This is a genomic window from Tabrizicola sp. M-4, from assembly GCF_051132405.1.
Lineage (GTDB): Bacteria > Pseudomonadota > Alphaproteobacteria > Rhodobacterales > Rhodobacteraceae > Paragemmobacter.
The window spans coordinates 913,396-938,238 of the sequence record NZ_CP128606.1; the positions used below are offsets into that span (position 1 = coordinate 913,396).

Here is a 24,843-nt window from a genome sequence, read left to right on the forward strand (position 1 = left end):
CAAACCAAGGGTTTGATTAATCCCGATGCTCGGGTTTCTTCCGGCTGGGCGCCAGATAGGGCCGCGTGACGTCATGCAGCGTCACTTCCAGCGCCTCCACCTCCACCCGCACCGCCCCGTCCCCGGCAAGGATCAGGGTCACCGCTCCCGTCCCGTCCGTCCCCGGCTCCCATGCCAAGGACAGGATGGAAAGCACCGTTTCCGGATCGCCCCGGTCGATCCCCTGCGACCGCACGGCACCCGCATCCTCGATCACCAGAAGTGCGCGCACGCGTTCATAAGGCCGCTTCGCCGCCTCTGCGGCGTCCCGGTCCTCCCAGCGGAAGCGGTTGATCAGGCAGGCAAATCTGCGCTTCGACCGCTCCCATTTCAGATCCGCCCCCGTCAGCACGGCATCCTGCACCAGCGCCGAAATGATCGACAGGTCATCCGCGTCCCGCGCCACAAGGTTCAGCGGGCCGATCTCGCCATCCTCGAACCGGGCATCCGCCATGCGTCAGTTCCCCTTGATCCGCTCGATCTTCGCGCCGCAGGCCCGCAGCTTTTCCTCGACCCGCTCATAGCCGCGATCCAGATGGTAGACGCGGTTCACCAGCGTCTCCCCCTCCGCCGCCAGTCCGGCAAGGATCAGGCTGACCGACGCGCGCAGGTCCGTCGCCATCACCGGCGCCCCCCGCAACTTCTCCACCCCGGTCACCGTCGCCGTGCCCCCATGCACATCGATCCGCGCGCCCATCCGCAGCAGCTCGGGCGCGTGCATGAACCTGTTTTCAAAGATTTTTTCCTCAAGAACGGACACTCCGTCGGCGGTGCAAAGCAGCGCCATCATCTGCGCCTGAAGGTCGGTGGGAAAGCCGGGGAAGGGCTCCGTCGTCACGTTCACGGCCTTCACCCGACCGTTCCTGCGCGTCACTTTCAGACCGCGCTCCGTCTCGGTCACCGCGATCCCGGCCTCGTCCAGCTTCTCGGCAAACGCCCCGACAAGGGCGATCCGCCCGCCCAGACATTCCACCTCGCCCCCGCAGATCGCAGGCACCAGCATGTAGGTTCCAAGTTCGATCCGGTCGGTCACCACCGGATGGGTCGCCCCATTCAGACGGTCCACCCCTTGGATGGTGATGGTCGATGTCCCCTCACCGTCGATCTGTGCGCCCATCTTCCTAAGGCATTGCGCCAGATCGACGATTTCCGGCTCCCGCGCCGCGTTCTTCAACACGGTCGTCCCCTTGGCCAGCGTCGCCGCCATCAGCGCATTCTCCGTTGCCCCTACCGAGACGAAGGGAAACTCGATCACCGCCCCCTTCAACCGCCCGCCGGGTGCCTTGGCATGGACATAGCCCTCCCGCAGGTCCAGCTCCGCCCCCATCGCCTCCAGCGCCTTAAGATGCAGGTCCACGGGGCGCGCCCCGATCGCGCAGCCTCCCGGCAGCGACACCACCGCATGCCCGTCCCGCGCCAGCATCGGCCCCAGAACGAGTATGCTCGCCCGCATCTTCCGCACGATATCGTAGTCGGCGCGGTGATTGTCGATGTCATGCGACGACATCGCCAGCACCAGCCCATCCTGCAGACTGGCCACTTCCGCCCCCAGCGACTGCAGCAGTTGCGTCATGGTCCGGATATCGGACAGCCGTGGTGCATTGGTCAGGGTGAGCGGCTCTTCGGTCAGCAGGGTGGCCGGCATCAGCGTCAGACAGGCATTCTTGGCCCCCGCGATCGGGATCACGCCGTTTAGCGCGCCGTTGCCCTTTACAAGAATCGAATCCATCCGCCTGCCTCACTCATCCTCGCGGTCAGGCGCATCGCCTCCCACCGCATCTTGTGTTCCCACGATCTCGGATCGTGCGCGGGCCTGCGCCTTGCGCCGCGCCATGTTGGCCTTGAGCGCAGCCTTCCGGCGTTCTTCCCGCGTCATTTCCGACGCCGGACGCCCTGCCTTGCCAGCCTGCGGTTCCGTTGATTTCGGGCTCATGGCGGCTTCCTATACGATGCCGCGGCAGGGGTCCAGTCGGCCCTGCAAGCGCCGGGATTTACCGTCCAGTTTGCTCTTGCACCCGCCCCGGAACGCGGCTATTCACCCGCCACGTCGGAAAAGGCATCCGCCACCGACCCGGCGCTGCAGTAGCTCAGTGGTAGAGCACTCCCTTGGTAAGGGAGAGGTCGAGAGTTCAATCCTCTCTTGCAGCACCATCCATTCCCTTGAAATCAAAGAAAACCCTTGCATCGGTGGGCTTCTGTCCATTTTGATGTTACAAAGTTCGTTACAAACGGGGTCCGTTCAAGTGGTCAGAAAGGTCCAGTATCTCCTTGAACGTGAGGGTCGATACTACGCCAGACTCGTCGTCCCACGTCACCTTCGCCCCTACCTCGAAAACAAGGTCGAGCTCCGAACTCCGTTGGGTGGCGACTACCGAAATGCCGTGAAGGCCCTCCATGCTGCTGTTGCCGACCTACAGTTCAAGCTACGCCAAGCCGAGATCAAGGCCGCAGAGGCAGGGCAAGCCCCTAGGGCAACCGTATCTTATCCCCTCAGCAACGAGCAGATGGCACTTCGGCTATATTCGATCCGCCTCAGCCACGATGACGCGGTGCGTCCAGCGGGCACCCGCTATGCATCGACCCCTGTGGACGATCAGCACGCCGCAGAACTTCGTCGCGGCTACGCTGGGCAGGCATCGGATGAGGAGCTTCGGTATCTTGTTGGCGTTCCGATCGATTACTTTCGAAGCCGTGGGCACACCAACGCTCTGTTCGGGACGCTGGAATGGCGCAAGCTGGCGATCGCCCTCTGCGCCGCCGAATACGAGGCCCTGGCACGCGTTGCCGAGCGCGATGAGGGCATCTTCACCGGCCAGCCTGAACATCCGACGCTGACGACAGCTCAGCCGGTGGTCCCAGACTTACCGCCGGTCTCCCTCCTCGGACTATTCGATGACTACATCTCATCCCGAAAGCTTCTCGACAAAGGGTCAGAAAGCGAACGCCGATGGAGCCCGGTGTTTCAGGATCTGCGGACGTTCCTGAAACATGATGACGCCCGGCGAATGTCGAAGCAGGACATCCTGAAATGGCGCGACAAACTCCTGAAGACCAAGTCCCCCAAGACGGTGCGGGACGTCTGGCTGGCCTCACTGCGCACCGTCTTGAACTGGGCTGTCCGAGAAGATCGCCTGCCCTCGAATGTGGCCGCCGATGTCCGGCAAGACGTGCCAAAGAAAAGACAGGTGCGCGAGCGCGGGTTTACCGACGATGAAGCCGCCCGACTTCTTGATGCTGCGCTCTCCTACAAGCGGTCCGAGCGCGAAGGAGAAAAGCTCGCCGCGGCCAAACGATGGGTCCCAATACTGGCCGCGTTCACAGGTGCCCGCGTGACGGAGCTCACTCAGCTTCGAAAGGAAGATGTAATCAGGAAAGGGGACCGCTGGGTTATCCGGATCACGCCAGACGCCGGCAGCGTAAAGACCAACCAGTTCCGGGACGTCCCCCTTCATTCCCAAGTGATCGAACTCGGCTTCGACAAATTCGTGACGTCGTCCCCCTCCGGTCCACTGTTTTACGATGCGTCTACAGCAAAAGACGCCCTGTCGGGGGCCAGGACCGTGTCAGGTCGTATCAGCACCTGGCTGAGGGACACCGGACTTGTTCCCGAAGGCGTCCAACCAAGTCACGGCTGGCGCCATCGGTTCAAGACCCTGGGCAGAGAGCTCGGTTACTCTGACCGGGTTGTCGATGCGATCTGTGGACATGCGGGACGGACAGCAGGCGATAGCTACGGTGACATTACACTAGCAGCCAAGCAGAGGGTGATTGATGCGCTCAGGCCATACAGCCTGTCGAAGTTAAGCGAGACGCAGAGTTAGCCTGCCCCGACGGCGGCGAGGGCAACGGTGAGATCCGACGCATTCTCCGAAATGCGGAAAAATCGAAGGCGAAGGCACTACGATCGGAAAGAGCAGTGGCCTACAATTTCTGAAAGATGCGCGCTCTGAGACAGATTCCCTACTTTTTTGCTTTCCGCCGACACTTTCAAAACGGATCGCCTCTCGTCAGGGCAGAGCCTCGACCGTTGTCACGCGCAAACCGCTTCCGCTCGATACAGATTGCAGTCATCCCACGGGTCTTCTACTTCGCAATCGCTTGGAGCGCCCTATCGATACTGGAGTCACGCCGATCTCCTGAAGAGGTAACGATGGCAAATGCCTTGCTCTGCGCATAACGATCACCGGGACGTTTGTCGTTGTTCCAAGCGGTCGTGACATCGACGGCATCGTCTGCCGACCAGTTCGTCGCGTGGCAGTAGCGGAGGTAAATGTCGATCACGTCAGACCGGTGCGGTTCGGGCAGCATCTCGCCTACCGGCAAATCCTTCCTGATCTGGGCGAAGTGGTCCTTGGCCGCCGCGAGCGTCTTGAAGACCGTTCCACTCTTGGTCGTCATTGTCTTCGGCATAAGCGTCTCCTGAGATCGTGGGCGAGAGAGCTAGGAATGGTATGTCAGGGTTATAAGGTGCGTCTGGTTGCGCTTGGCAAGGATCAGTAGTCATAATCCCCTGACCACATGCGCTCGGCCTGCGTGAACTGCTGCGCCTGCTTCTGGGCCTTCCGGCTCTTCAGCCATTCCATGTCGTAGCCGAAGCCCTCGAAGAACGCGGTCTGCTGGGGCTTGATCAGATGGGCCGCCTGCGAGGCGGGATAGAGCGTGACGCCCTCGTTGTTCCAGCCGGTAGGCATTCGCGGTCTGGGCTTGCGAGGAGCCATCAGCGGGCGCAGTGCGAGTGCGGCTGCTTCCCCGTAACCGATTGCGGATTGCTCGATCGATCCGAAGAAAGCGCTGACCAGCACATCAGCCAACTGGATGCCTGAGACCTCTCGGGCCGATGGGTTGCTGATCTGGGTGCGGCGCATGACGTGCGGATTGATTTGCCTGGTTGGCAGGAAGGTTGTGCCCGCGATCGCTTGGCGGATCAGTTGCTCGACATAGGCTGTGAACGCGTAGAAGTGGTGGCCCTTGCGCCGGTCCATCATGATCCGGAGGATCGGCTTCTCGATCTGCTTCCTGCGGGCATCTTCAGCCACGAAGGCCGTCACCCGCTCCAAGAGCAGGCGGCAAACGAAGTTGTAGAGGTAGTCCTTGTCGCTGCCCGTGGCCGCTGCCGCACGGGCGTTGTTGTAGCCGAGCATCGTGCGCTTGAACGAGCAGACCACGAAGCCACGCGCCGGATACCTCTTGCTGGCAAGGGCGCGCACCACGTCATGTCTATTCCTTGAGGTATATTTTTGGAAGTGCAGGACGCCGCCGGGTTGGCCGCCCACGATGGCGAGGAGGTCATCCCTTCGCTGGTCGAGATCGCCTTCCACTTCGGATCGCACGAGATAGCCGCCAAGACAGAGCCACTCGCTGTTCCCGTCCGGGTGCTCCGGCTTCAGCCGATCGACCTTGTCATCTCCTGCTTCGTCTACAAACAGTGTGTAATGGTGACTCAAATCAGAATACCCTCATGAGCTGAAACCCCATCACATTAAACCTGATAAGCCGCGCCTCAAACCCGTCTCGTATCGGTGAAACGAAACGAACAAGGTTGAGGGGCGGTTTTCTTGCTCTTAAGAAAGCTGCTTTCAGCCGTTCGCTTGTGAAAACTTTGAGCTCGTGTCGACCGGTGTCAGATCGTTGCAAGACCCAACAACGGGGGCAGATACGGCCCAAAGCCGACCGTCGCTGCCTATGCGACGAACGGCAGGTGTGCTCCGGCAGCCCATTCAGACCGCCGGAGGCGTCTTCGTCATGGTGCCTTCATCTCCGCGTAGTCCCCTGCGGTCTTGAGCGTCACGGTCACCGGGGCGTCAGTTCGGTTCCGCCAGAACCAGCCGTGGTTGCCGGTGAAGGCGGCGGTCAGGTCGCCCGCCTGTTCCGGCACGGCGCGGCCCTGTTCGTAGCTGATCTTCTGGCCGCTTCCGTCACCGTGGGTGTCGTAGTTCAACACCGATCCGTTGGCCGTCCATTCAAAGCGGGCGGTCTGGCCTTCCTGCATGACGAGCTTCACCTCGATCCCTTCGCCGGGGGCGAGGGTGTAGCTGACTTCGTCGCGCCAGTCGGAAGTGGCCTCGGCCACTGCGGCTTCGACGGCGCCAGCCGTTTCGGCGGGCGCGGCCTCGGGCGCGGGTTCTGCTCCGGCTTCGGTGTCCGGCGCAGGCGCGGCTTGGGATGCCGGGCTTGTCGCTGTCACCTTTTCCGCAGGCTGGGTCGGGCTCTCGGTCAGGGCGGGCGGTGCGCCGATCACCGCGCCGATGGTGGCCAATTGCGCCTCAATCCGGTCCAGTCGCGCCAGCGTGGCGGGGTCAAGCGTCACGGGGGCGTTGGCCGCCGCGGCATCATCCGCCTCCGCCTCGGCATAAAGTTGCTGCTTGATCTGGCCCATCTCGGTCAGGCCCAGAACCGCGCCGAAGCCTGTCGGGTCGATCCCGTATTCAGCGGGCAGATAGACGATGGTCAGCATGGCCGCCGCCGCCCCGCTGGCGATCAAGGTGGACCGGATCAGGCCGCCCGAGGTCGCCTCGACCCCCCGGATATGGCCGGTGGCGTCGCGGGTGGCGGTGCGCTCGGCGCCCGGCGCTGCGCGGGGGGTATCATGTCTCGTGTTCATGGGTTTCTCCCTCAGGCCATAGCCAGACCGATGAGCTGGAAGCCCATCAGGTAGGCGCCAAGGCCGATCATGATGACGTTTGCGGTATAGGCCTGACGGCCAAAGGACGGGGACGCGCGCCATCGCCGCATGAAAAGCAGGATGAGGGCAAGCGCGGTAAGCTGGCCGATCTCTACCCCGACATTGAAGGCGATGAGGTTTACCAGCAGCCCGTCGGGTGCGATGTTGTATTCGATGATCTTCGAAGCGAGGCCAAAGCCGTGCAGAAAGCCGAAGATCAGCGTCGCCACCCTCGTATCGGGCTGCACCCCGAACCAGAGGCGGAAGGCCCCGAGGTTGTCGAGCGCCTTGTAGATCACCGAGAAGCCGATGATCGCATCGATGACATAGGCGTTGATCCCGAAGTTGAACCAGACGCCAAGGATCATCGTCGTGGAATGGCCGATGGCGAAGAGGGTGACGTAAAGGCCGATCTCGCGCATCCCGTAAAGGAAAAAGATCACGCCAAAGAGGAAGAGGATATGGTCATATCCCGTGACCATGTGCTTTGCCCCCAGATAGAGAAAGGGGATGATCTGCGGTCCGGTGATTTCCTGGATATAGCCCTTGTCGCCAAGGGTGACGGCATGTGCCAGCGCCGCGCCCGCCCAGAGAAGCGTGACGCAAAGGATGGCAACTGCCGTCCAGACGCGCTGTGGCGTCGGATGGAAGACTGTCATGTGATTTCCCGTTGATTGACTGACGGATCATGCGGCAGGGCCGGATGGCCCGCCGCAGCGAAGGGTCGGTCAGGTCAACCGCGGGGGGCGGCGCGGGCCATCGCGAATGGTGCCCGAGAGCAGGTTGCCCTGCGCGGTCCAGACTTCGTTTGTCGGCGCTGTTTGCACCTCGCCGCCAGCAGGCAGGATCACAGTCGGGTTATGGTCATGGTCCCCAGCATCGTGATGGCCATGATCGGTGGCATGCCAATGTTCGCCCTGTTCGGCATGCCATACGGCGTGGTCTTCTGCCGTCGCGATCTGGCCCGGCCCGTGGGTAAGGGCGGAAAAGACCGGCGCGACGGCAAGAGCGAGAAACAGCGCAAGCGCCGCCAGCCGTGCCCGGATTATCCGCCCTTTGCCCATCTGCCCGTTTTGGCGCGACACATCACGCCACCTTGTTCTATCCCCCCCGGGGGGTTACGGTGCTTCTATGACAGAACCGCACCGCCATGCAAGCCACCCCGCCATCGCCACCCGCCTGAAGCGCGCCGAAGGCCATCTGCGCCGCGTCGTCGCCATGATCGAGGAGGGCAAGCCCTGCCTCGACCTTGCCACACAACTGCACGCGGTGGAGCGGGCGGTGGCCGAGGCCAAGCGGGCCCTGATCCATGACCATATCGACCACTGTCTGACCGAGGGGCATGGGCACGACATGGCCGAGATCAAGGCCCTGACGAAGCTCCTGTGATGCTGTCCACGCTGCGCAACCCGACCTTCCTTCACCTCTTTGCCGCACAGATCGTGGCGCTGGTCGGCACAGGACTGGCCACGGTCGCCCTCGGCCTTCTGGCTTGGGATCTTGCGGGGGAGGATGCGGGGGCGGTGCTGGGAACTGCGCTGGCCATCAAGATGGTGGCCTATGTGACGCTCGCCCCCATTGCGGCGGCAGTGGCGGAACGGCTGCCGCGCCGCGCATTTCTTGTGGCGCTGGACCTGATCCGTGCCGGTGTCATTGCGTTCCTGCCCTTCGTCGATCAGGTCTGGCAGGTCTATGTGCTGATCTTCGCGCTGCAGGCCGCGTCGGCGGGTTTTACGCCCGCATTTCAGGCTGTGATCCCCGATGTCCTGAAAGATGAGGGGGACTATACCAACGCCCTGTCCCTGCTGCGCTTGGCCGAGGATCTGGAACAGGTCGCCTCGCCCATCCTCGCCGCAGCGCTGCTGACTGTGGTGGGTTTTCCCGTTCTCTTCGTCGGGACCGTGGTGGGCTTTGTCGGTTCGGCGCTGCTCGTCGCAACCGCCCGACTGCCGGTGCGGAAACGGGCAGAGGATGGCCCGTTCTGGGCGGATGTGACCAAGGGCATCCGGATCTACACCGCAACCCCGCGCCTGCGGGGGCTGATGGTGATGGAGGCCGCCGTCGCGGCGGCGGGGGCGATGGTTTATGTGAACACGGTCGTTCTGGTGAAGGACCGGCTGGGCTTGGGGGAGGAGTCCGTGGCGCTTGCCTTCGCGACCTTCGGTGTAGGGTCCATGCTGGCAGCCTTCCTGATCCCGCGCCTGCTGATGCGGCTCGCAGATCGGACGGTAATGATCGGTGGAGCCGTGATGATGGTGGCAGGGGTTGCAGCCGTGCCGTTGATCGTTGGCTTTGCCACGCTGATGGCGCTCTGGGCGGTGATCGGCTTCGGCTTCTCGCTAACCCAGACACCCATCGGGCGCATCATCAACCGTTCGGCCCACGAGGCAGATCGCGGCGCGGTCTTTGCCGCACAATTCGCCCTGTCCCATGCCTGCTGGCTAGTGACCTATCCGCTTGCGGGATGGATCGGGGCAGAGGCGGGGTTGTCGGCATCGGCGCTGACGCTTGCGGTGATCGGATCACTTAGTCTGGCGACGGTCCTGCGCCTTTGGCCTGTCCGTGATCCGGCGGTCATTCAGCATGATCATCCGGACCTCCCCCTGGACCATCCGCATCTGCGTGAGCATGGAGAAGCGCATTCACATCCATTTGTCATCGATGGTCTGCACCAGCAGTGGCCGAAGGGCGCGGGGTGACTGGATCCGGACGGTCAAGCATGGAGGGTGACTGTCCGCTTGCCGCCCTGATCGACCAGCCGACCAACTTCGATCTGCCATACAACCCCCACGAACTCCCCATGCACCCGCTCGCTATTCTTGAGTCATCGCACATCGACGTGCGCAGCATTCAAGGACAGCAGATGACCACGACTCCCTACGCCTCCTCCCGCCTCGCGAAGTTCCTCGACAAGCGGATCGGTGAACTTCACCACAAGACCCAGGCTGACATCGCGCGTGAAGCCGGTTTTAAGAACGCCAATTTCATTACTATGCTGAAGCAGGGGAACGCGAAGTTGGCCCTCGACCGAGTGCCCTGCCTCGCTGAAGCACTCGAAACTGATCCTGCCCACCTCATGCGACTAGCGTTGGAACAGACCTTCGGTCCGAAGATGATGCGCGTCTTTACCGACCTTCTCGGAGAGCCCGCCACCGCCAACGAAAAAGAGTGGCTGGAACTGATCCGGGAATGCTCCGGAAACACCGATCCGGCACCCTCTTCGATGGCCGTGTCCATGATGAGACTGGTGCTTCGCTATGAACGGTGAGCCCAACAAGCCGAGGACGGCAGTAGACCGAAGTGACCCTTGCCGTTCGCCAACGGAAAGCGAATGGAAATGGATCGAACTTCTTCGCCTTATCTGTGATGGCAACGTCCCGCCCCCGGACATGAACGAGATCCGAGCATTTGGCGAAACGATCGCGGGTCACCGAAGGAAGCTCATCTGATGGAACTCGGTCGGGATCGTGTCAGGCGCGGTCCCAACTGGTTTGTCGGCTTCTTACCCCACTTGCCATGTCTTTCACAGAGGCTGGTCATTCCTGCTTGATAGATGGGTATTCAGGACAACAGATATACTCCGCGGCTTTGACGAATTGAGACCGTGTCCAAAGCGTAAACCCAATAAAACAAGGCTGCGGCAGGCATCCGCGGTGAAGATTCTGAGCGATGGGGAAAATGGGCGATCTGACAAAGACAGATCTAGCACAGTTGTTCGTATCGGCCGTGTTGAGCACCGCCAATGTCCGGATTTCCCGACCCTGCATGAGGATGTAAAGCTAGATGCGGAAATGCTGCCGTAGCTAGATCAGTGCGCGAAAATCTACCCTCGGCGCGGTCACACTTCGAAAACGCAGGCTTCCCTGGGTAGATGCGACAGCAGGCGAACGAGGACGTGGTCATATAGCTGGATACGGCCATAGCTATGTCCATGCGGAAAGGGGGGCGAAGCAAAGACTGACAGCAACATTGCTATGGCTAAACAGCTGGATGATGAGATAGCTATCTGGCTGGATGATGGGTCAGGCAAACGTCGACAGAGCGCCTGTTGGTCGGAAGCGGATGGATGTAACCGGACCTATCTGATCCCAGTTCGAGGCTCAGGATATGGCCTGACGCGAACCGCAGGGTTTGATTGGTCTGATCCCCATCACCCCTCACCTCCCACCAGTGCACCAGCGTCATTCAGGAACAAGGTCCATGCCCTCCGCTTTACCCTGAGGGAACCTAAGGGGGATCGGATAGGTTCCCTCACCCTCTACCAGTTCATCAGCTACCTTCTACCCCAGCACCTGCGACCCTTACCCCCTTATACAGAACACAGGCATTCTCATGGGTAGGATCAGGGCAGGACGCTCTTCGTAGGCTCTTTCTTGTGCAGGCTCGTCATTCGGCTGGCTGGCAGGGTCGAGGCATAACGGGCGCGCTGGCTGGCCCTCGCGTTCCTGCACATCCAACGGACATTCAACCTGTCCTCTTGTTCGCACATGGCGGTCGCCTTCTGGAACTCACACGCGCTTCGTCCAGAACCACCCTTCAAGCCCTGTTTTCCCCGTCCTATCGTTCTTTCATCGGTGAAGGTGGGACTGAACATGGTCAAGCAGGCAAGAACAACAAGGAAACCAAGAGCGATCGTCGGATACGTCCGCGTTTCTACGGATCGCCAAAGAACTGACGGCATCAGTCTTGATCTCCAGCGGGCTGCAATCCGAGATTTTGCGCGTCGCGCTGATCTGCCCTTGGTCGAGATCTTCGAAGATGTTGCTTCCGGCGCCGGTTCAAAAAGCTTTCCATCGCGGCTTGGTCTTCAACGAGCTCTCGAAGCTTGCCGTGAGTTCGACGCAGTTCTCGTCGTCTGGGACTGGTCGCGCCTTTCACGTCATGCAGCGTCAGAGAAGATGTTGAAGGATCTGCTTCCAGGCACTGAGAGGGTTGCATCGCTGAAAGAGGCAGAAACGCTTTCGGACGCATCCAAGAACTCCAGGCTTGCTCATGCCGAGGAGCAGCGTAACGAAATCTCGCGGCGCACGAAGAGGGCGATGAGTCAGCGCAAGGACGACGGCGCGGTATTCGGAAACCCAAAGATCAGGTCGGTGCACAAATCCGGCACCAAGGTTGCGAAAGAGAAATCTGACGCGATCATCCGCGAGATTATGGATTTCCTGAAGAGGGTTCCGAATGCATCCGCCGTTACACGCCAGCAGGTGGTCGAACATCTGAACATGAAGGGTGTCCGGACACTCCATGGAAATCCGATGGACATCACGCGTGTGACGATCCCACTGCGAAAGGCGCGTGTGTTCCTTGCGAAGGAGGCCGCAGAGGAGCACCGGTCTTTGCAGAAGAACCCTGACTTTGGGCGTTTCTGAGGGTGCTTCGACAGAAGCGTGCATGACACCCGGGCGGTGGAGTGCTGCTAGACTTCGTGGGGAGCGCGCTGGTGCGCTCTGTGGGTGCGGGTGCTATAAGGGTAGCGGCCAGCGCGAAGGACGCACCAGAGAGCGGCTGGCTGAGTGGCGGGACTCCGCACATCTCGTAAGTCGTCGCACTCTCGGCCCTTAGCGGACTGTCGCGGTAGTATGTCGATGGCCAGTCGTTACAGAATCTAGGCGCATTCAAATCCGCCGGTAAACACGTCGCATCGCGTCGCATCCATGCCGTTCGTCATTTTCCGCGTGACAGGCCAAGCATGCGAAGCACTTCGCGCGGGGCCGGTTGCCGCCAGATTGTCTGGAAACTTTCGACCACGTTGTCCCGCGTGACGCCGATGCCGGGCAGGGCGATCCAGGCGGGAACGGGGCGACCCAGAAGGCACAGGATCACGGTCTGCGCGGCTGCGATGCCTTGCAGGAAAGGTTGTTGGGCGGCGATGCAGCAGAAAGACTCGCCCTGTGCGAGGGCGATAGCTGCGGCCTCTCCGAGATCCACGGTTGCCATGGGCATCGTTGCGCCGCGTTCTGCAAGGCGGGTGGCTGCGGTAAGGGCTGGCGTGTCCCAGACGACGAACAGCCCCGCCAGATCGGGGTTTGCCGACAGAAGCTCATCGGTGGCTGCGGCGGCGTCCTCGATCCGCGCGAAGCGGTGGATGCGCGGTGTGATGTCGGGGCGGTTCACCTGTAGCCATTTGGTAAAGGCGATCTCACGTTCGTTCGTAGCGAAGAAATCGGCGGCGAAGCCGAGGACGCCGACTTTCGCCCCCTGGGGGATGTGGGGAGAAAGTCCGGCGGCCGCGATCTTGCCCAGACCGAAATTGTCCGACGACACCAGCGCCGTGTAGTCCTTGCCTGGCAACAGGCCGGTCGGCGCGTTGTCCAGCAGGACCAGCTTTATGCCCGCCTCGGACACACGGCGATGCGCGGCGGCAACCTGTTCATTCGCCACGGGCAGCGAAAGGATCGCGTCGGGGCGTTGAGAGATCAGCCGATCGAGTTCGGCCACCTGCATGTCAGGTGAAAAGCCGCAGTCCACGACGTCGATGACCGCCGCGCCGCAATCGCCGAAGATACCCATCATTCCGGCCAGTTGCTGCTTGGCCCAGTCGCTTTCCAGAGTGTGCAGGACCACGGCGACGCGCCATCCGGCGGCCTTGGCGGCGGTGCGGTCGTCGGGCAGCAGGCTGACCCGTTCGGGCGGGGCGGCGCGTTCACCATGCGGGCCGAGGCCGGAAATCGTCATCTCGGAAGCTCCTGTCCGGTCCGCGCCCTTGACGGCGGAGGGGACGATGCGGTTTGCGAAAGCCGATCCTGCAGGGCGGTGAAGGCAGGATGGGAAAGGGGGCTGCCCTGCATCACCCATTCCTTCAGGAAGGCGGGCGCGAAGAGCTGTTCCGATGCCACGCGGGCCGCGCCGACAAGTCCGGCCGAACTGCCCATCTGGGACCGGATGATCCGCAGGTCGCGGGTGACGAAGGGATGCGATGCGCCATAGACCGCCTCGCGCAGGGCGGCGAGGAGGATGTCGTTTGTCTGCACGATGGAGCCCGACAGCACGATCAGTTCCGGGTTCAACGCATTGGCCAGCGTCGCCACGACCTGACCGATCAGGTGGCCCGACTCCGTCAGGATCGCGACCGAGGCGGGATCGCCGATCTGTGCGGCCTGTGAGACTTCGATGGCCGTGATCTCGCCCCCACGGCGCTGTATGTCGGCCAGCATGGGACTGCGGCCGTCCTGTGCTGCCGCCAGACCTTCGCGCTGGATCATGTCAGATCCTGCGAGGGCATCAAGCGGGCCGCTCCGCCCGCCTGAGGTGACGGGTAGCGATCCGATCAGACCTGCCGCGCCATGCGCGCCACGGTAAAGCTGACCGTCGCAGACGATGCCCGCGCCGATGCGGCGGCCAACCTTCAGGAAAAGCATGCTGCGCGTGCCGATCCCTGCGCCCGCGTGCAATTCGCCCATCGTCATGGTCTCGACGCTGGACCGCATCCAGACCGGCACGCCGAAATCGCGGGTCAGCGTTTCGACTAGCGGGAAGCCTTCCCAGGCGGGAAGGACCGGAGGGGTGACGGTCAGGAAGTCACCCTCGGTCGCGCCCTGCACGGCACCGGGGACCGAGAGGGAGATGCCCCAGATGCTGCCCTGTGGCGCGTGACGCTCCATCGACCAGCGGAAGAGCGCTGCCAGACGCTCGGCCAGTTCGGCGGGTGGGGCGGTCAGGTCGGCGGCTTCGTGATGTTCGGTCAGGAGTTTGCCGGAAAGGTCCGCCACACCCACCCCGATCGCGGTCTGATCCAATGTGGCGACAAGAATCGCGGCACGTCGCGCGGCAAAGCGCACAAGACGCGGGGCGCGGCCCCCCGTGGCGGTGCCCAGTTCGCTTTCGTCCACCAGTCCCAGATCGCCCAGCATCGTCAGGCGATCCGCCACCACGGCGCGGCCGAATTCGCTTTGGCGTTCCAGTTCCTGCCGCGTGTTGGCGGCACCCGAGCGGACGAGGTTCAGGAGTTCGACCAGTGAAGGCGCAGCGGTTTCTACCGTGCGCGGCCGCCCCTTGCCGCGGGGGCGGGACGATTCGGAAAGGTCGGATCCGTTCAGGGGCAAGGCTGCGTCCTTATGGGTTTCGCAAGGGATACGGGCGGGACTTCTGCCGTTCAAGAAAAAACTTTTGCTGTAAAAATGCAGAAGTTAGTGAACATGAGCAGAATTAATGTTGACCAGCGGCGAATCCGTGCTTAACGAAGCTGTCACGGTCAGAGGAGGCCGGCAGAAACCGGATGGGTGGGGGGCAACCCCAGCAGCCTTTCCGCGGGAGGAGGGACACCAATGACAGCGTGGAAGCTGGCCTATCACGCCAATTGCTGGGGCGGCCTTGGCGGGGATGCCGTGGGCGTCACCTCGGTCACGCAACTGGCCTATCGCACCTTCGGGGACATGGACCGCGCCTGCGCCGACATCGCGGCTGCCGGATATGCGGGGGTGGAACTGTTCGACGGCAACCTGCTGGACTACAGCGCCGCCGAGATGCGCCGGATGCTGGCGGATAACGGGCTGGAACTGGTCGCCACCTATGCGGGCGGGAACTTCATCTTCGACGATATACTGCCCGAGGAACTTGCCCGCGTGACGCGCGCCGCCGACCGTGCCGCCGAACTGGGCGCGCCGCATCTGGTGGTGGGCGGCGGGGCCAAGCGTTTCGACGGCACGCGCGAGCCGGATTATCACAAGCTGGGCGCAGCCCTCGACCGCGTGAAGGCGCTGGCCGAGGCGCGGGGGCTGCGGGCGCATTACCACCCGCACCTGTCAACCATCGTCGAAGGACCTGCCGAAGTGGCCAAGATCTTCGACCTGACCGCCATCGATTTCTGTCCCGATACGGCGCATCTGGCCGCAGCCGGTGGTGATCCGGCGCAGCTGATCCGCGACCACGCGAAGCGTATTTCCTACATCCACCTCAAGGGCTTCCAGCGCGACCCCTTTGCCTTCACCCCGATCGATCGCGGTGATGTGCCGACGGGGCCGATCCTGCAGGCGATGCGGGATGTGGGCTTTGCGGGCTGGGTCTGCACCGAACTCGACTCCTGGCCCGACCCCGCCGAAGGGGCGCGGCTGAGCATGGACTACCTGAACCGGGCAATCGCGGGCTGATCCGCCTGCCCACCAAACGGGGGAAACCCCGACACTTCTCTGGGAGGAAGAAGCTATGTTGACCAGACGCAGCCTCATGGGCTCGGCGACCGCGCTTGCGCTTTTCATGGGGATCGCCGCCCCGGCCTTTGCCGATCCGGACGCGGCGCTTGCCAAGTTGCAGGAAACCGTCCTGTCCAAGGGGCCGAGCGGTGAGGATCCGTCGCCCGCCTCCGATGTCGTGCTGAGCGACGAGGAGCTGGCCAAGATCAAGGAGATGGGTGCCACCGCTGCCATCGTCATGCATTACGGCGGCAATGACTGGAGCCAGGCGCAGATCAACGGGTTGCAGACGCAGTTCGGCGCGATGGGGATCGAGGTGATCGCCGTGACCGATGCGGGCTTCAAGCCCGAAAAGCAGGTCAGCGACCTTGAAACCATCATGGCGCAGTCGCCCGACATCATCGTGTCGATCCCGACCGATCCGACCGCCACCGCCGCCGCCTATCGTGCAGCGGCAGAGGCGGGGGCGAAGCTCGTATTCATGGACAACGTTCCGGCGGGTTTCGTTCCGGGCACCGACTATGTCTCGGTCGTGTCGGCGGACAACTATGGCAACGGCGTCGCGGCGGCCCATCTGATGGCCAAGGCGCTTGGCCCGGACGGGGGCGAAATCGGGCTGGTGTTCCACGCCGCCGATTTCTTCGTGACCAAACAGCGCTACGATGCCTTCAAGGCGACGATTGCCAGCGATTACCCGAACATCAAGATCGTGGATGAACAGGGGATCGGCGGGCCGGACTTTTCGGGCGATGCCGAGAAGGCGGCGGGTGCGATGCTGACCTCCAACCCGAACATCAAGGGCATCTGGGCGGTCTGGGACGTTCCGGCCGAAGGCGTGATGGCTGCGGCGCGGGCCAATGGCCGCGATGACCTGATCATCACGACCGTCGACCTTGGCGAGAACGTTGCCATCAGCATGGCGCAGGGCGGGTTCATCAAGGGCCTTGGCGCACAGCGTCCCTATGACGCCGGCGTGGTCGAGGCGAAGCTCGCCGGTTACGCCCTTCTGGGCAAGGACGCGCCGGACTTTGTGGCGCTGCCTGCTCTGCCGGTCAGCCAAGAGAACCTGCTCGATGCTTGGAAGCAGGTCTATTCCACCGAGGCGACCGAGAACGTGAAGGCCTCGATGCAGTAAGCGATGCCGCGCGGGGTGTCCCTATCACCCCGCGCGCCTGCCGGGCCTTTACCGGGGAATTGCTCCCTGCCCGTGAAGGTCCGGCCCCTTCCCCCAACCCGTCCCGCACAGCACCGGAGACTGACGATGACCAAAGTGATGAACGTTGCCATGATCGGCGGCGGGTTCATGGGCAAGGCGCACGCCATGGCCTATGCCTCGATGCCGATGTTCTTCTGGCCCGCGCCCGCCATCCCGCACCGGAAGGTCGTCGTCGATGTCACCGACGGGGCCGCCGAGGAAGCCCGCCGCCGTTTCGGGTTCGACGAGGCGTCGAGCGACTGGCGCAGCGTGGTCGCGCGGCCCGATATCGACGTGGTCGATATCTGCACGCCGAACAATGTCCACGCCGAGATCGCCATTGCGGCGGCGAAGGCGGGCAAGCACATCATTTGCGAAAAGCCCTTGGCGCGGACGGTCGAAGAGGCCCGCGCGATGACCGAGGCGGTGAAGGCCGCAGGCATCATCCACATGGTGGCCTTCAACTACCGCCGCACGCCCGCCGTGGCGCTGGCCAAGAAATATATCGACGAAGGCCGCATCGGCCGCATCCTGAACTTCCGCGGCACCTATCTTCAGGACTGGTCGGCGGATGAGAACGGGCCGCTGTCCTGGCGGTTTCAGAAGAAGATCGCGGGCTCCGGCACGGTGGGGGATATCGGGACCCATGTGGTGGACCTTGCGCATTACCTCGTCGGTCCCATTGCCGAGGTGATCGCCATGACCAAGACCTATGTCACGACGCGCCCCATCCAGCAGGGCGGGGTGGACAAGCTGGGCGCGTCCGAGAAATCCGCCGATGCCGAACGTGCTCCGGTGGATGTGGATGACGAGGTGGTGTCGATGCTGCGCTTCGAGGGCGGGGCCATCGGCAGTTTGGAGGCCACGCGCAACGCGTGGGGGCGCAACAACTTCATCACGCTGGAAATCCACGGGACGAAGGGCTCCATCCACTTCAACTACGAACGCCGCGACGAATTGCAGGTGATGTTTGCCGACGATCCCGCCGACGCGCGCGGGTTCCGCACGGTCTATACCGGCCCCGCGCATCCCTATGGCGGCGGTCTGTGGCCGATCCCCGGTCTGGGCATCGGCTATTCGGAAACGAAGATCGTCGAATGCTTCGACCTGTTCAGCGCGATTGCCAGCGGCAAGCAGCCTAGCCCGAATTTCGAGGATGGTCTGCTGACGGAACTGGTGGCCGAAGCCCTGCTGCGGTCGGGTGAAACCGGCAAGTGGGAGCGGGTGGAATGACCGCCCCCGCCCCGGTTGCCGTGCGGATGACGGGGATTTCCAAATCCTTCGGCGGCATCCGCGCGCTGGACGGTGTGGATTTCGAGGTGTTTGCCGGTGAAGTTCACGCCCTGCTTGGCGGTAACGGGGCGGGGAAGTCCACCATCCTCAAGGTTCTGAACGGCGTTCACGTGCCGGAGGAGGGCGAGATCGAGGTTGGTGGCCGGAAACTGGCCGCCCACTCGCCCGAAGCGGCGCGGGCGGCGGGCATCGCAATGAACTTTCAGGAAATGTCGCTGATCCCGACGTTGACCGTGGCGCAGAACATCTTCCTGACGCGCGAGGCGCGGGATGCGCGCGGGATGATTGATGATGCCGATTCCGTCCGGCGTGCGCAGGCGATTTTCGACATGTTGCAGGTCGAGGTCGATCCGTCCGCGGTGGTGGGCGATCTGGGGGCCGGGCAGAAGCAACTGACCGAGATTGCAAAGGCGATCAGTCAGGATGCCCGCGTCATGATCCTCGACGAACCCTCGACCGCGCTCTCGGTGTCGGATGTGGAGCGCCTGTTCGTCTTTCTGCGGCAGTTGAAGGCAAAGGGCGTGGCGATCATCTATGTCAGTCACCGCATGGACGAAATTGCCCGTATCGCGGACCGCGCCACGATCCTGCGGGACGGCAAACACGTCATCACCGCGCCGCTGGCTGACCTGCCCATCGACGTAATGATCGAGCATATCGTCGGCAAGAAATCCAAAGGGCTGGCCGATGTGGCCCGGGGTGACGTGTCGCGGGGCGAGGTTCTGCTGGAACTGTCGAACGTGACCGGCCCGCACAAACCCGAAAACGTCAGCTTCGCGCTGCATCGGGGGGAAGTGCTGGGACTGGCGGGCCTGCTCGGTTCCGGCCGGTCGGCCTTGGCCCGCGTCATCGCAGGGATCGAACCCTCCGTTTCGGGCGAGATGCGCATCAAGGGCGCGAAGGTGGCGATCCGCCGCCCCGCCGACGCCGTGGCCCATGGCATCGCTTTGGTTCCCGAGGCGCGGGCGACGCAGGGCATCATTCCGGCCCATAGCGTTGCCGACAACATGGTCATGTCAGTGATCGGGCGCATCGCGCCGCGCGGCTTCGTGGACCGTGCCCGCGTGCGGGACATCGCAGAAGACATGATCGCCCGCCTGTCGATCAAGACGGCAAGCCGTGATCATGCCGTGTCCACGCTGTCGGGGGGAAACCAGCAGAAGGTGGTTATCGGAAAGTGGCTGGCGACGGAGCCGGAAATCCTGATCCTCGATGAACCGACGGCAGGAATCGATATCGGGTCGAAGGCCGAAATCATCCGTCTGGTGCGGGACCTGGCGCAGGCGGGGAAGGCCGTCATCGTCATCTCCTCGGAGCTGTCGGAACTGCTGACGGCCTGCGACCGCATCCTCGTGATGGCGGATGGCCGGGCGCACCAGATGCTGGACCGCACCGAACTGGACGATCCCTCTGAGACGAACCCCGAACATGGCCTGCAAGCGGCCGAGCGCCGCCTTCAGATCGAAATCCAGAAAGCCCTGACCATCAAGGAGGCCAGCCATGGCTAAGGCAGCAACCGCCCCGGCCGGGGCATTCTTCGCCAATTGGCGGCAGAACATCATCTATATCGGCTTCGTGGTCATCTTTGTTGTCTTCGCGCTTACGCTGAACGACAAGGGCTTCCTGAACCCGAACAACCTGCTGAACATCGTGCGGCAGACCGCGATGATCGCGGTGATGGCGGTGGCCATGACCTTCGTGCTGTCGGCGGGCGAGATCGACCTGTCGGTGGGCGCGGTGGCGGGGCTGACCACGGTGACGGTTGCCATGGCGATCGCCGTCGCCGGGCCTGTTGGTGGCGTCCTTGCCGGGTTGGCAACGGGGCTTGCCGTGGGCATGTTCAACGGCTGGCTTACGACGCGGATCGGAATTCCGTCCTTCCTGACGACACTTGCCATGATGGGCATCGCCAAGGGCGTGGCCATGTGGATTTCCGACACGGCGGCCGTGCCAATCCTGTCCCCCGGCTATTCCTGGCTCTTCGGTGGCGGTTCGGTCGGCCCCATCCCGGTCCTGATGTTCTGGATGGCGGTGATCGCGGGCGTCGGTCATGTCGCGCTGCGCCGGTCGGGCTTTGGCCGCAAGGTGCTGGCGACGGGCGGGGGCGAAATGGCCGCACGCTATTCCGGAATCGACACGCGCAGTATCAAGTTCAAGGTGCTAGTCCTGTCCTCTTGCGCTGCTGCACTGGCCGGGATGCTTTACGCAGGACGCCTGCAATCGGGCCGCTTTCAGCTTGGCGAAGGGGATGAGCTTTCGGTCATCGCCGCAGCCGTCCTTGGCGGGACAAGCCTGTTCGGAGGCAAGGGGACGGTCATCGGGACCATCGTCGGCGCGTTGATGATCGGGATGATCAACAACGGGCTGATCCTAATGGGGCTGGAGTTCAGCCAGCAGCTGATCGCCAAGGGCGCGATCATCATCCTTGCCGTGGCCCTGAGCCAGAAGCGGAGCTGACCATGTATACGATCATCGGAACCGTCACCGCACGCCCGGAAACGCGCGAGGAACTGGCATCACTGCTGATGGCGCAGGTCGCGCCGACGCGGGCCGAGGCGGGGTGCATCAACTACGACTTCCACGTCGATGCTGCCGATCCTTGCGTCTTCGTCTTTTACGAGAACTGGACCGACCGCGCGGCGCTGGACGCGCATTTGGCGATGCCGCATCTGAAACCGCTGTTTTCGCAGCTTGACCGTCTACTGGCTTGTCCGGTGGAGATCCGGCCCCTGACCATGCTGTCAGAGAGGGCGGCATGACGGGCAGCGCGATCAAGGGTCCGGGCATCTTTCTGGCGCAATTCGCGGGGAATGATGCACCCTTCGACAGCCTGCCTGCGATCACGGCCTGGGCGGCAGGGCTGGGTTACAAGGGCGTGCAAATCCCGTCTTGGGATCGGCGGTTGTTCGATCTGGACCTCTGCTCCGAAAGCCAGACCTATGCGGACGAGGTGCTGGGCATCTGCGCCGAAGCGGGCGTCGCCATCACAGAACTGTCCACGCATCTGCAAGGCCAGTTGGTTGCAGTGAACCCCGCTTATGACGCGGCCTTCGATGCCTTCGCGCCCGAAACGGTGCGGGGCAATCCTGCCGCACGGGAGGCATGGGCGGTCGATCAGGTGACAAAGGCCGCAACGGCGGCGCGGCGTTTGGGGCTTTCGGGAACGGTCAGCTTCACCGGATCGCTGGCCTTCCCCTATCTTTATCCTTGGCCGCAGCGCCCTGCCGGACTGGTTGAAACGGTATTCGCCGAACTTGCCCGCCGCTGGACCCCGATCCTCGATGCCTATGACGATGCGGGTGTCGATATCGGCTTTGAACTCCATCCCGGAGAGGATGTGTTTGACGGCGCAAGCTGGGAGCGGTTCCTGTCCGCCGTAGCCGAACACCCCCGCGCGCGGATCAATTACGACCCGTCGCACTTCCTGTTGCAGGCGATGGATTATCTGGCCTTCATCGACCTCTATCACGACCGTATTTCGGCGTTCCACGTAAAGGACGCCGAATTCCGCCCCGACGGAAGGCAGGGCGTCTATTCCGGCTACTCGCCCTGGGCCGAACGGGCCGGACGTTTCCGCAGTCTTGGCGACGGGCAGGTGGATTTTCCGGCCGTCTTCACGCGTCTGACCCAGCACGGCTATCGCGGCTGGGCAGTGATGGAATGGGAGTGCTTCCTGAAATCCCCTGCGCAGGGTGCCGCTGAGGGTGCGCCCTTTATCGCCCGTCATCTGATCGAGGTGACGGGGCAAGCCTTCGACGATTTCGCAGGCGGGAGGGCTGATCAGGTGGTGCTGGACGCAATGCTGGGGATCCGGTCATGACACTGAAACTGGGCATGGTCGGCGGAGGACAAGGGGCCTTCATCGGCGGGGTCCACCAAATGGCCGCAAGGCTTGATGGGCGGTGGGAGTTGGTTGCAGGTGCGCTGTCCTCCGACCCGGCACGGGCCGCGGCTTCGGCGGCGGATATCGGCATTGCGCCCGACCGCAGCTATTCCGATTTCGCGCAGATGGCTTTGGCCGAGGCAGCCCGTCCTGACGGGATCGACGCCGTCGCGATCGTCACGCCGAACCACCTACACGCCAAGGTGGCGGCCGCCTTCCTGCGCGCCGGAATTGCGGTGATCTGCGACAAGCCGATGACCGCCACGCTTCCCGAGGCCGAGGAACTGGCCGCGCTGGCAGCCGAAACATCCGTGCCCTTCGTGCTGACCCAGACCTATATCGGCTATCCGATGGTGCGCGAGGCGCGCTGGATGATCGCCGAAGGCGCGATCGGGGCGGTGCGTCACGTGCAGGTCGAATACCTGCAGGATTGGCTGGCCGGACCCGTTGAACAGAGCGGGCAGAAACAGGCGGTCTGGCGCACCGATCCCCGCATGTCGGGCGAGGGCGGTTGCATCGCGGATATCGGGACCCATGCCGTCAACCTTGCGACCTTCGTGACAGGGCTTGGTTTGCAGGCCGTTCTTGCCGACCTCACCGCCTTCGAACAAGGGCGGCGGCTGGATGACAACGCGGCGGTGCTTCTGCGTTTCCATGGCGGCGCGAAGGGGATGATCTGGGCAAGCCAGATCGCCCCCGGCACCAAGAACGCGCTGCGGTTCCGCATCGCCGGCGAAAGGGGGGGGCTGGCATGGGATCAGGAAGACCCCGATCTGCTCAAATTCACCCCGCTTGGCGACACGACCCGCCTGCTGCGCCGCGGTGACGGCTTGACCCAAACGCCAAGCCGCATACCGTCCGGCCATCCCGAAGGCTATCTGGAGGCGTTCGCAACTCTATACGCCGATGCGGCGGATCTGATCGAAGGGAAGAGCTTGGCGTCGACGCGAGCGCTGGCTACCGCCGAGGACGGACTTGCAGGAATGCGTTTCATCCGCGCGTGTGTCCGTTCGAATGAGGCGGGTGGAATGTGGACGGCGGCCTAACATTCGAGGACGATAGGCACATCTGAAAGATGTTCTCACCGCTCACCCGACCGTCCGCTTTCCGCCCGTAGCGAACAACTTGGGCTATCCACCGAGCCTCTTTACCGGCATGCTCAGTGGAACCCTGCCAGATATGCGAGCGCCGTCAAATTCACATGTGCATCGAGCGGCGGGTAGAGTTCGAAGCCCTTCGGTTCGGTCGCGAACTCATAAAGCCTGAATAAGCACCATTCTGACCTTCGTTCATCCGCGACCTCCAATTCGTTCCGAGTGATGTGGAAGGGCGTGCGCTCCCAACCGTTGGTGGTCTTCACTTCGATCAGTCGAGGCCGGCCATCAGGCGCGAAGCTTTCAATGTCGTAGCCGAGGCCATCACCTTTCTCCTCGGATGCCCAGCGCACTTTCGCAGCAAGATCTGCTCGTCCGCAGGACCGAAGAACCGATCGCTCGCGCGAAACCACCAGCTCCTCACCCGCCCGTCCGAGGGCGCGGTTCCGTGCATCCCTCCCAGCGACGTCGAACTTTTGGGCGACCCTGAGCATCTTCTCCAGATCCCGCGGGGGTGGACGGTTCGAAAGCGTTGGTGGTGGACCCACGAACAACTCGCCGGGATCTCTCAGTTCGCTGCTTATCGAAGTGTGACGACGTGTCGTCCAGTCTGCATGACCGTCGAACCAGTGCGCTACCGCATCCGCAAGAGACATCTGGAAATTGTTCGCGGGTGCATACCCTTTCAGCCACGGATACCCGAGAGCCTGAAGTGCCCCGCTGACGTTTTGAAGCTTATACTCGATCGACTTCGCCGTCCGTCCCGACAGCACCTCTGCCAACGCGCGGTGTCTCTCAGCCTTCACGAAGGGACGACCGGACAGATGATCGTCGAACATCGCGAAGTAACCCGCGATCAGCGTGTCATTCTCAAGATCGGTCCAGTCTGACGTCGACATGGGACGAGGCTATTCGATGTCCCGCAGGTTGTCATCGGGGAGAAGGTCGACGTGGAGGTGTGGGACCTGTCGCCCAGCAAAAGCTATGTAGCTATCTGCGCATATGCAGTTGTCGTGCTTGGGCTGTCACTGACATTCTGTTTGCATCCGACGAGGAATGGCTCGACATCCCCAGGGGAGCGGGTCGCATGGGGAAGTCGAAGTCTTAGGAAAAGGTGGAGGTGTCGATGGGGATGCCTTCTGGCCCAGCCATACGGGGACGCTCGAAACCTCCCATCTTCGCTGATCTTCACCCCTACGCGCTTGAAGACGAGAAGTAGAAAACAGCGCGTTCCCCGTCCGGTTTCTCTGGTTTCAGCGCACTTCGGAAAAGATCGCGCAGAAATCGCGTTTCAAGTTTTTCTAGGCGTTCAGTTTGCGGCGCCAGTCAGAAACGGCCTTGCAACGTTGGTTCTTCACGGCATTCAGCGCGAATACCCCTGATAACTACATAATTCACCACTTACTTTCCTTTCTCCTCCGCCTCTCCGCTTCCTATCCCCCTTACTCCCCCTCTTACACACACCCCAACTCTCCCCATTCCCATCTTACCTTCATACGCCCACGAGAAAAGCCGGCGCGGCCCCCGACCCCATCCACTCTTCTACCCTA

24 protein-coding genes and 1 tRNA gene are annotated in these 24,843 nt (G+C 62.7%); 14 read left to right on the forward strand and 11 right to left on the reverse strand.

Annotated features, from left to right (window positions below; all coding sequences use genetic code 11):
* Nucleotides 1-16 precede the first annotated feature (16 nt).
* The 3 genes from TabM4_RS04420 to TabM4_RS04430 are packed head-to-tail and all read right to left on the reverse strand — an operon-like array spanning nucleotide 17 to nucleotide 1,972.
* On the reverse strand, nucleotides 17-493 hold the full coding sequence (locus TabM4_RS04420; protein ID WP_434618993.1) for a DUF2948 family protein: 477 nt from the start codon (nucleotides 491-493) through the stop codon (nucleotides 17-19).
* 3 nt (nucleotides 494-496) lie between these two features.
* Nucleotides 497-1,768 carry a UDP-N-acetylglucosamine 1-carboxyvinyltransferase gene (gene murA / locus TabM4_RS04425; RefSeq protein ID WP_434618996.1) on the reverse strand — a complete coding sequence of 424 codons (1,272 nt, stop codon included), beginning with the start codon at nucleotides 1,766-1,768 and terminating at the stop codon, nucleotides 497-499.
* Nucleotides 1,769-1,777: 9 nt separating this feature from the next.
* Nucleotides 1,778-1,972: a hypothetical protein gene (locus TabM4_RS04430; RefSeq protein ID WP_434618999.1), complete on the reverse strand. Its 195-nt coding sequence runs from the start codon at nucleotides 1,970-1,972 to the stop codon at nucleotides 1,778-1,780.
* 143 nt (nucleotides 1,973-2,115) lie between these two features.
* Between TabM4_RS04430 and TabM4_RS04435 the strand changes: the two genes are divergently transcribed.
* Together TabM4_RS04435 and TabM4_RS04440 are read left to right on the forward strand one after the other, a co-directional pair.
* Nucleotides 2,116-2,190: transfer RNA gene (locus tag TabM4_RS04435), tRNA-Thr, on the forward strand.
* A 206-nt stretch (nucleotides 2,191-2,396) separates the two neighbouring features.
* The gene (locus TabM4_RS04440) at nucleotides 2,397-3,860 is read left to right on the forward strand and encodes a site-specific integrase (protein WP_434619002.1); all 1,464 of its coding nucleotides are present in this window, start codon (nucleotides 2,397-2,399) and stop codon (nucleotides 3,858-3,860) included.
* Between the two features lie 262 nt (nucleotides 3,861-4,122).
* On the opposite strand, the gene TabM4_RS04445 is transcribed toward TabM4_RS04440, so the two are convergent.
* The 5 genes from TabM4_RS04445 to TabM4_RS04465 form a co-directional block, all read right to left on the reverse strand.
* Complete coding sequence (locus TabM4_RS04445; protein WP_434619005.1) at nucleotides 4,123-4,437, reverse strand: hypothetical protein; 315 nt, start codon at nucleotides 4,435-4,437, stop codon at nucleotides 4,123-4,125.
* Between the two features lie 95 nt (nucleotides 4,438-4,532).
* Nucleotides 4,533-5,483: a DUF3800 domain-containing protein gene (locus TabM4_RS04450; RefSeq protein WP_434619007.1), complete on the reverse strand. Its 951-nt coding sequence runs from the start codon at nucleotides 5,481-5,483 to the stop codon at nucleotides 4,533-4,535.
* A gap of 296 nt (nucleotides 5,484-5,779) precedes the next feature.
* Nucleotides 5,780-6,640, reverse strand: coding sequence for a hypothetical protein (locus TabM4_RS04455; protein ID WP_434619010.1), 861 nt, complete (start codon nucleotides 6,638-6,640; stop codon nucleotides 5,780-5,782).
* Between the two features lie 11 nt (nucleotides 6,641-6,651).
* Nucleotides 6,652-7,359, reverse strand: coding sequence for a HupE/UreJ family protein (locus tag TabM4_RS04460; RefSeq protein ID WP_434619012.1), 708 nt, complete (start codon nucleotides 7,357-7,359; stop codon nucleotides 6,652-6,654).
* 69 nt (nucleotides 7,360-7,428) lie between these two features.
* On the reverse strand, nucleotides 7,429-7,785 hold the full coding sequence (locus TabM4_RS04465) for a hypothetical protein (RefSeq protein ID WP_434619015.1): 357 nt from the start codon (nucleotides 7,783-7,785) through the stop codon (nucleotides 7,429-7,431).
* A gap of 46 nt (nucleotides 7,786-7,831) precedes the next feature.
* Between TabM4_RS04465 and TabM4_RS04470 the strand changes: the two genes are divergently transcribed.
* The 4 genes from TabM4_RS04470 to TabM4_RS04485 all read left to right on the forward strand — a co-directional run bounded on the left by TabM4_RS04470 (nucleotide 7,832) and on the right by TabM4_RS04485 (nucleotide 12,069).
* Complete coding sequence (locus TabM4_RS04470) at nucleotides 7,832-8,089, forward strand: metal-sensing transcriptional repressor (protein WP_434619018.1); 258 nt, start codon at nucleotides 7,832-7,834, stop codon at nucleotides 8,087-8,089.
* Nucleotides 8,089-9,399, forward strand: coding sequence for an MFS transporter (locus TabM4_RS04475; protein WP_434619021.1), 1,311 nt, complete (start codon nucleotides 8,089-8,091; stop codon nucleotides 9,397-9,399). The genes TabM4_RS04470 and TabM4_RS04475 overlap by 1 nt, the downstream gene beginning before the upstream one ends.
* Nucleotides 9,400-9,419: 20 nt before the next feature.
* Nucleotides 9,420-9,968 (forward strand): XRE family transcriptional regulator, encoded by a 549-nt coding sequence (locus TabM4_RS04480; RefSeq protein WP_434619024.1) that lies wholly within the window; start codon nucleotides 9,420-9,422, stop codon nucleotides 9,966-9,968.
* Nucleotides 9,969-11,187: 1,219 nt separating this feature from the next.
* Nucleotides 11,188-12,069 carry a recombinase family protein gene (locus TabM4_RS04485; protein ID WP_434619027.1) on the forward strand — a complete coding sequence of 294 codons (882 nt, stop codon included), beginning with the start codon at nucleotides 11,188-11,190 and terminating at the stop codon, nucleotides 12,067-12,069.
* A 295-nt stretch (nucleotides 12,070-12,364) separates the two neighbouring features.
* On the opposite strand, the gene TabM4_RS04490 is transcribed toward TabM4_RS04485, so the two are convergent.
* Nucleotides 12,365-13,375: a substrate-binding domain-containing protein gene (locus tag TabM4_RS04490; protein ID WP_434619030.1), complete on the reverse strand. Its 1,011-nt coding sequence runs from the start codon at nucleotides 13,373-13,375 to the stop codon at nucleotides 12,365-12,367.
* Nucleotides 13,372-14,742, reverse strand: coding sequence for an ROK family protein (locus tag TabM4_RS04495; RefSeq protein WP_434619033.1), 1,371 nt, complete (start codon nucleotides 14,740-14,742; stop codon nucleotides 13,372-13,374). Before TabM4_RS04495 ends, TabM4_RS04490 begins: the two co-directional genes overlap by 4 nt.
* Nucleotides 14,743-14,964: 222 nt before the next feature.
* On the opposite strand from TabM4_RS04495, the gene TabM4_RS04500 reads away from it, so the two are divergent.
* The 8 genes from TabM4_RS04500 (at nucleotide 14,965) to TabM4_RS04535 (ending at nucleotide 23,245) form a co-directional block, all read left to right on the forward strand.
* Complete coding sequence (locus TabM4_RS04500; protein ID WP_434619036.1) at nucleotides 14,965-15,786, forward strand: sugar phosphate isomerase/epimerase family protein; 822 nt, start codon at nucleotides 14,965-14,967, stop codon at nucleotides 15,784-15,786.
* 55 nt (nucleotides 15,787-15,841) lie between these two features.
* On the forward strand, nucleotides 15,842-16,963 hold the full coding sequence (locus tag TabM4_RS04505) for a substrate-binding domain-containing protein (protein WP_434619039.1): 1,122 nt from the start codon (nucleotides 15,842-15,844) through the stop codon (nucleotides 16,961-16,963).
* Between the two features lie 126 nt (nucleotides 16,964-17,089).
* Nucleotides 17,090-18,256, forward strand: coding sequence for a Gfo/Idh/MocA family protein (locus tag TabM4_RS04510; protein ID WP_434619042.1), 1,167 nt, complete (start codon nucleotides 17,090-17,092; stop codon nucleotides 18,254-18,256).
* Nucleotides 18,253-19,824 carry a sugar ABC transporter ATP-binding protein gene (locus TabM4_RS04515; protein WP_434619045.1) on the forward strand — a complete coding sequence of 524 codons (1,572 nt, stop codon included), beginning with the start codon at nucleotides 18,253-18,255 and terminating at the stop codon, nucleotides 19,822-19,824. The genes TabM4_RS04510 and TabM4_RS04515 overlap by 4 nt, the downstream gene beginning before the upstream one ends.
* On the forward strand, nucleotides 19,817-20,773 hold the full coding sequence (locus TabM4_RS04520) for an ABC transporter permease (RefSeq protein ID WP_434619048.1): 957 nt from the start codon (nucleotides 19,817-19,819) through the stop codon (nucleotides 20,771-20,773). The genes TabM4_RS04515 and TabM4_RS04520 overlap by 8 nt, the downstream gene beginning before the upstream one ends.
* A gap of 2 nt (nucleotides 20,774-20,775) precedes the next feature.
* On the forward strand, nucleotides 20,776-21,075 hold the full coding sequence (locus tag TabM4_RS04525) for a putative quinol monooxygenase (protein WP_434619051.1): 300 nt from the start codon (nucleotides 20,776-20,778) through the stop codon (nucleotides 21,073-21,075).
* Nucleotides 21,072-22,136 (forward strand): sugar phosphate isomerase/epimerase family protein, encoded by a 1,065-nt coding sequence (locus TabM4_RS04530; RefSeq protein ID WP_434619054.1) that lies wholly within the window; start codon nucleotides 21,072-21,074, stop codon nucleotides 22,134-22,136. The genes TabM4_RS04525 and TabM4_RS04530 overlap by 4 nt, the downstream gene beginning before the upstream one ends.
* Nucleotides 22,133-23,245 carry a Gfo/Idh/MocA family protein gene (locus TabM4_RS04535; RefSeq protein WP_434619057.1) on the forward strand — a complete coding sequence of 371 codons (1,113 nt, stop codon included), beginning with the start codon at nucleotides 22,133-22,135 and terminating at the stop codon, nucleotides 23,243-23,245. Before TabM4_RS04530 ends, TabM4_RS04535 begins: the two co-directional genes overlap by 4 nt.
* 113 nt (nucleotides 23,246-23,358) lie before the next feature.
* Here TabM4_RS04535 and TabM4_RS04540 read toward each other — a convergent pair whose 3' ends face one another.
* The gene (locus tag TabM4_RS04540; protein WP_434619060.1) at nucleotides 23,359-24,192 is read right to left on the reverse strand and encodes a DUF3883 domain-containing protein; all 834 of its coding nucleotides are present in this window, start codon (nucleotides 24,190-24,192) and stop codon (nucleotides 23,359-23,361) included.
* Nucleotides 24,193-24,843: the final 651 nt, after the last annotated feature.

What these genes read in the sequence shown, in the direction of transcription:
- TabM4_RS04540 (WP_434619060.1), bottom strand. Translation starts at nt 24,192, where the DNA reads ATGTCGACGTCAGACTGGACCGATCTTGAGAATGACACGCTGATCGCG.
- TabM4_RS04500 (WP_434619036.1), top strand. Translation starts at nt 14,965, where the DNA reads ATGACAGCGTGGAAGCTGGCCTATCACGCCAATTGCTGGGGCGGCCTT.
- TabM4_RS04485 (WP_434619027.1), top strand. Translation starts at nt 11,188, where the DNA reads ATGGCGGTCGCCTTCTGGAACTCACACGCGCTTCGTCCAGAACCACCC.
- TabM4_RS04470 (WP_434619018.1), top strand. Translation starts at nt 7,832, where the DNA reads ATGACAGAACCGCACCGCCATGCAAGCCACCCCGCCATCGCCACCCGC.
- TabM4_RS04460 (WP_434619012.1), bottom strand. Translation starts at nt 7,359, where the DNA reads ATGACAGTCTTCCATCCGACGCCACAGCGCGTCTGGACGGCAGTTGCC.
- TabM4_RS04525 (WP_434619051.1), top strand. Translation starts at nt 20,776, where the DNA reads ATGTATACGATCATCGGAACCGTCACCGCACGCCCGGAAACGCGCGAG.
- TabM4_RS04490 (WP_434619030.1), bottom strand. Translation starts at nt 13,375, where the DNA reads ATGACGATTTCCGGCCTCGGCCCGCATGGTGAACGCGCCGCCCCGCCC.
- TabM4_RS04510 (WP_434619042.1), top strand. Translation starts at nt 17,090, where the DNA reads ATGACCAAAGTGATGAACGTTGCCATGATCGGCGGCGGGTTCATGGGC.
- TabM4_RS04420 (WP_434618993.1), bottom strand. Translation starts at nt 493, where the DNA reads ATGGCGGATGCCCGGTTCGAGGATGGCGAGATCGGCCCGCTGAACCTT.
- TabM4_RS04455 (WP_434619010.1), bottom strand. Translation starts at nt 6,640, where the DNA reads ATGAACACGAGACATGATACCCCCCGCGCAGCGCCGGGCGCCGAGCGC.
- TabM4_RS04475 (WP_434619021.1), top strand. Translation starts at nt 8,089, where the DNA reads ATGCTGTCCACGCTGCGCAACCCGACCTTCCTTCACCTCTTTGCCGCA.
- TabM4_RS04530 (WP_434619054.1), top strand. Translation starts at nt 21,072, where the DNA reads ATGACGGGCAGCGCGATCAAGGGTCCGGGCATCTTTCTGGCGCAATTC.
- TabM4_RS04445 (WP_434619005.1), bottom strand. Translation starts at nt 4,437, where the DNA reads ATGACGACCAAGAGTGGAACGGTCTTCAAGACGCTCGCGGCGGCCAAG.
- TabM4_RS04520 (WP_434619048.1), top strand. Translation starts at nt 19,817, where the DNA reads ATGGCTAAGGCAGCAACCGCCCCGGCCGGGGCATTCTTCGCCAATTGG.
- TabM4_RS04505 (WP_434619039.1), top strand. Translation starts at nt 15,842, where the DNA reads ATGTTGACCAGACGCAGCCTCATGGGCTCGGCGACCGCGCTTGCGCTT.
- TabM4_RS04430 (WP_434618999.1), bottom strand. Translation starts at nt 1,972, where the DNA reads ATGAGCCCGAAATCAACGGAACCGCAGGCTGGCAAGGCAGGGCGTCCG.
- TabM4_RS04515 (WP_434619045.1), top strand. Translation starts at nt 18,253, where the DNA reads ATGACCGCCCCCGCCCCGGTTGCCGTGCGGATGACGGGGATTTCCAAA.
- murA (WP_434618996.1), bottom strand. Translation starts at nt 1,768, where the DNA reads ATGGATTCGATTCTTGTAAAGGGCAACGGCGCGCTAAACGGCGTGATC.
- TabM4_RS04535 (WP_434619057.1), top strand. Translation starts at nt 22,133, where the DNA reads ATGACACTGAAACTGGGCATGGTCGGCGGAGGACAAGGGGCCTTCATC.
- TabM4_RS04480 (WP_434619024.1), top strand. Translation starts at nt 9,420, where the DNA reads ATGGAGGGTGACTGTCCGCTTGCCGCCCTGATCGACCAGCCGACCAAC.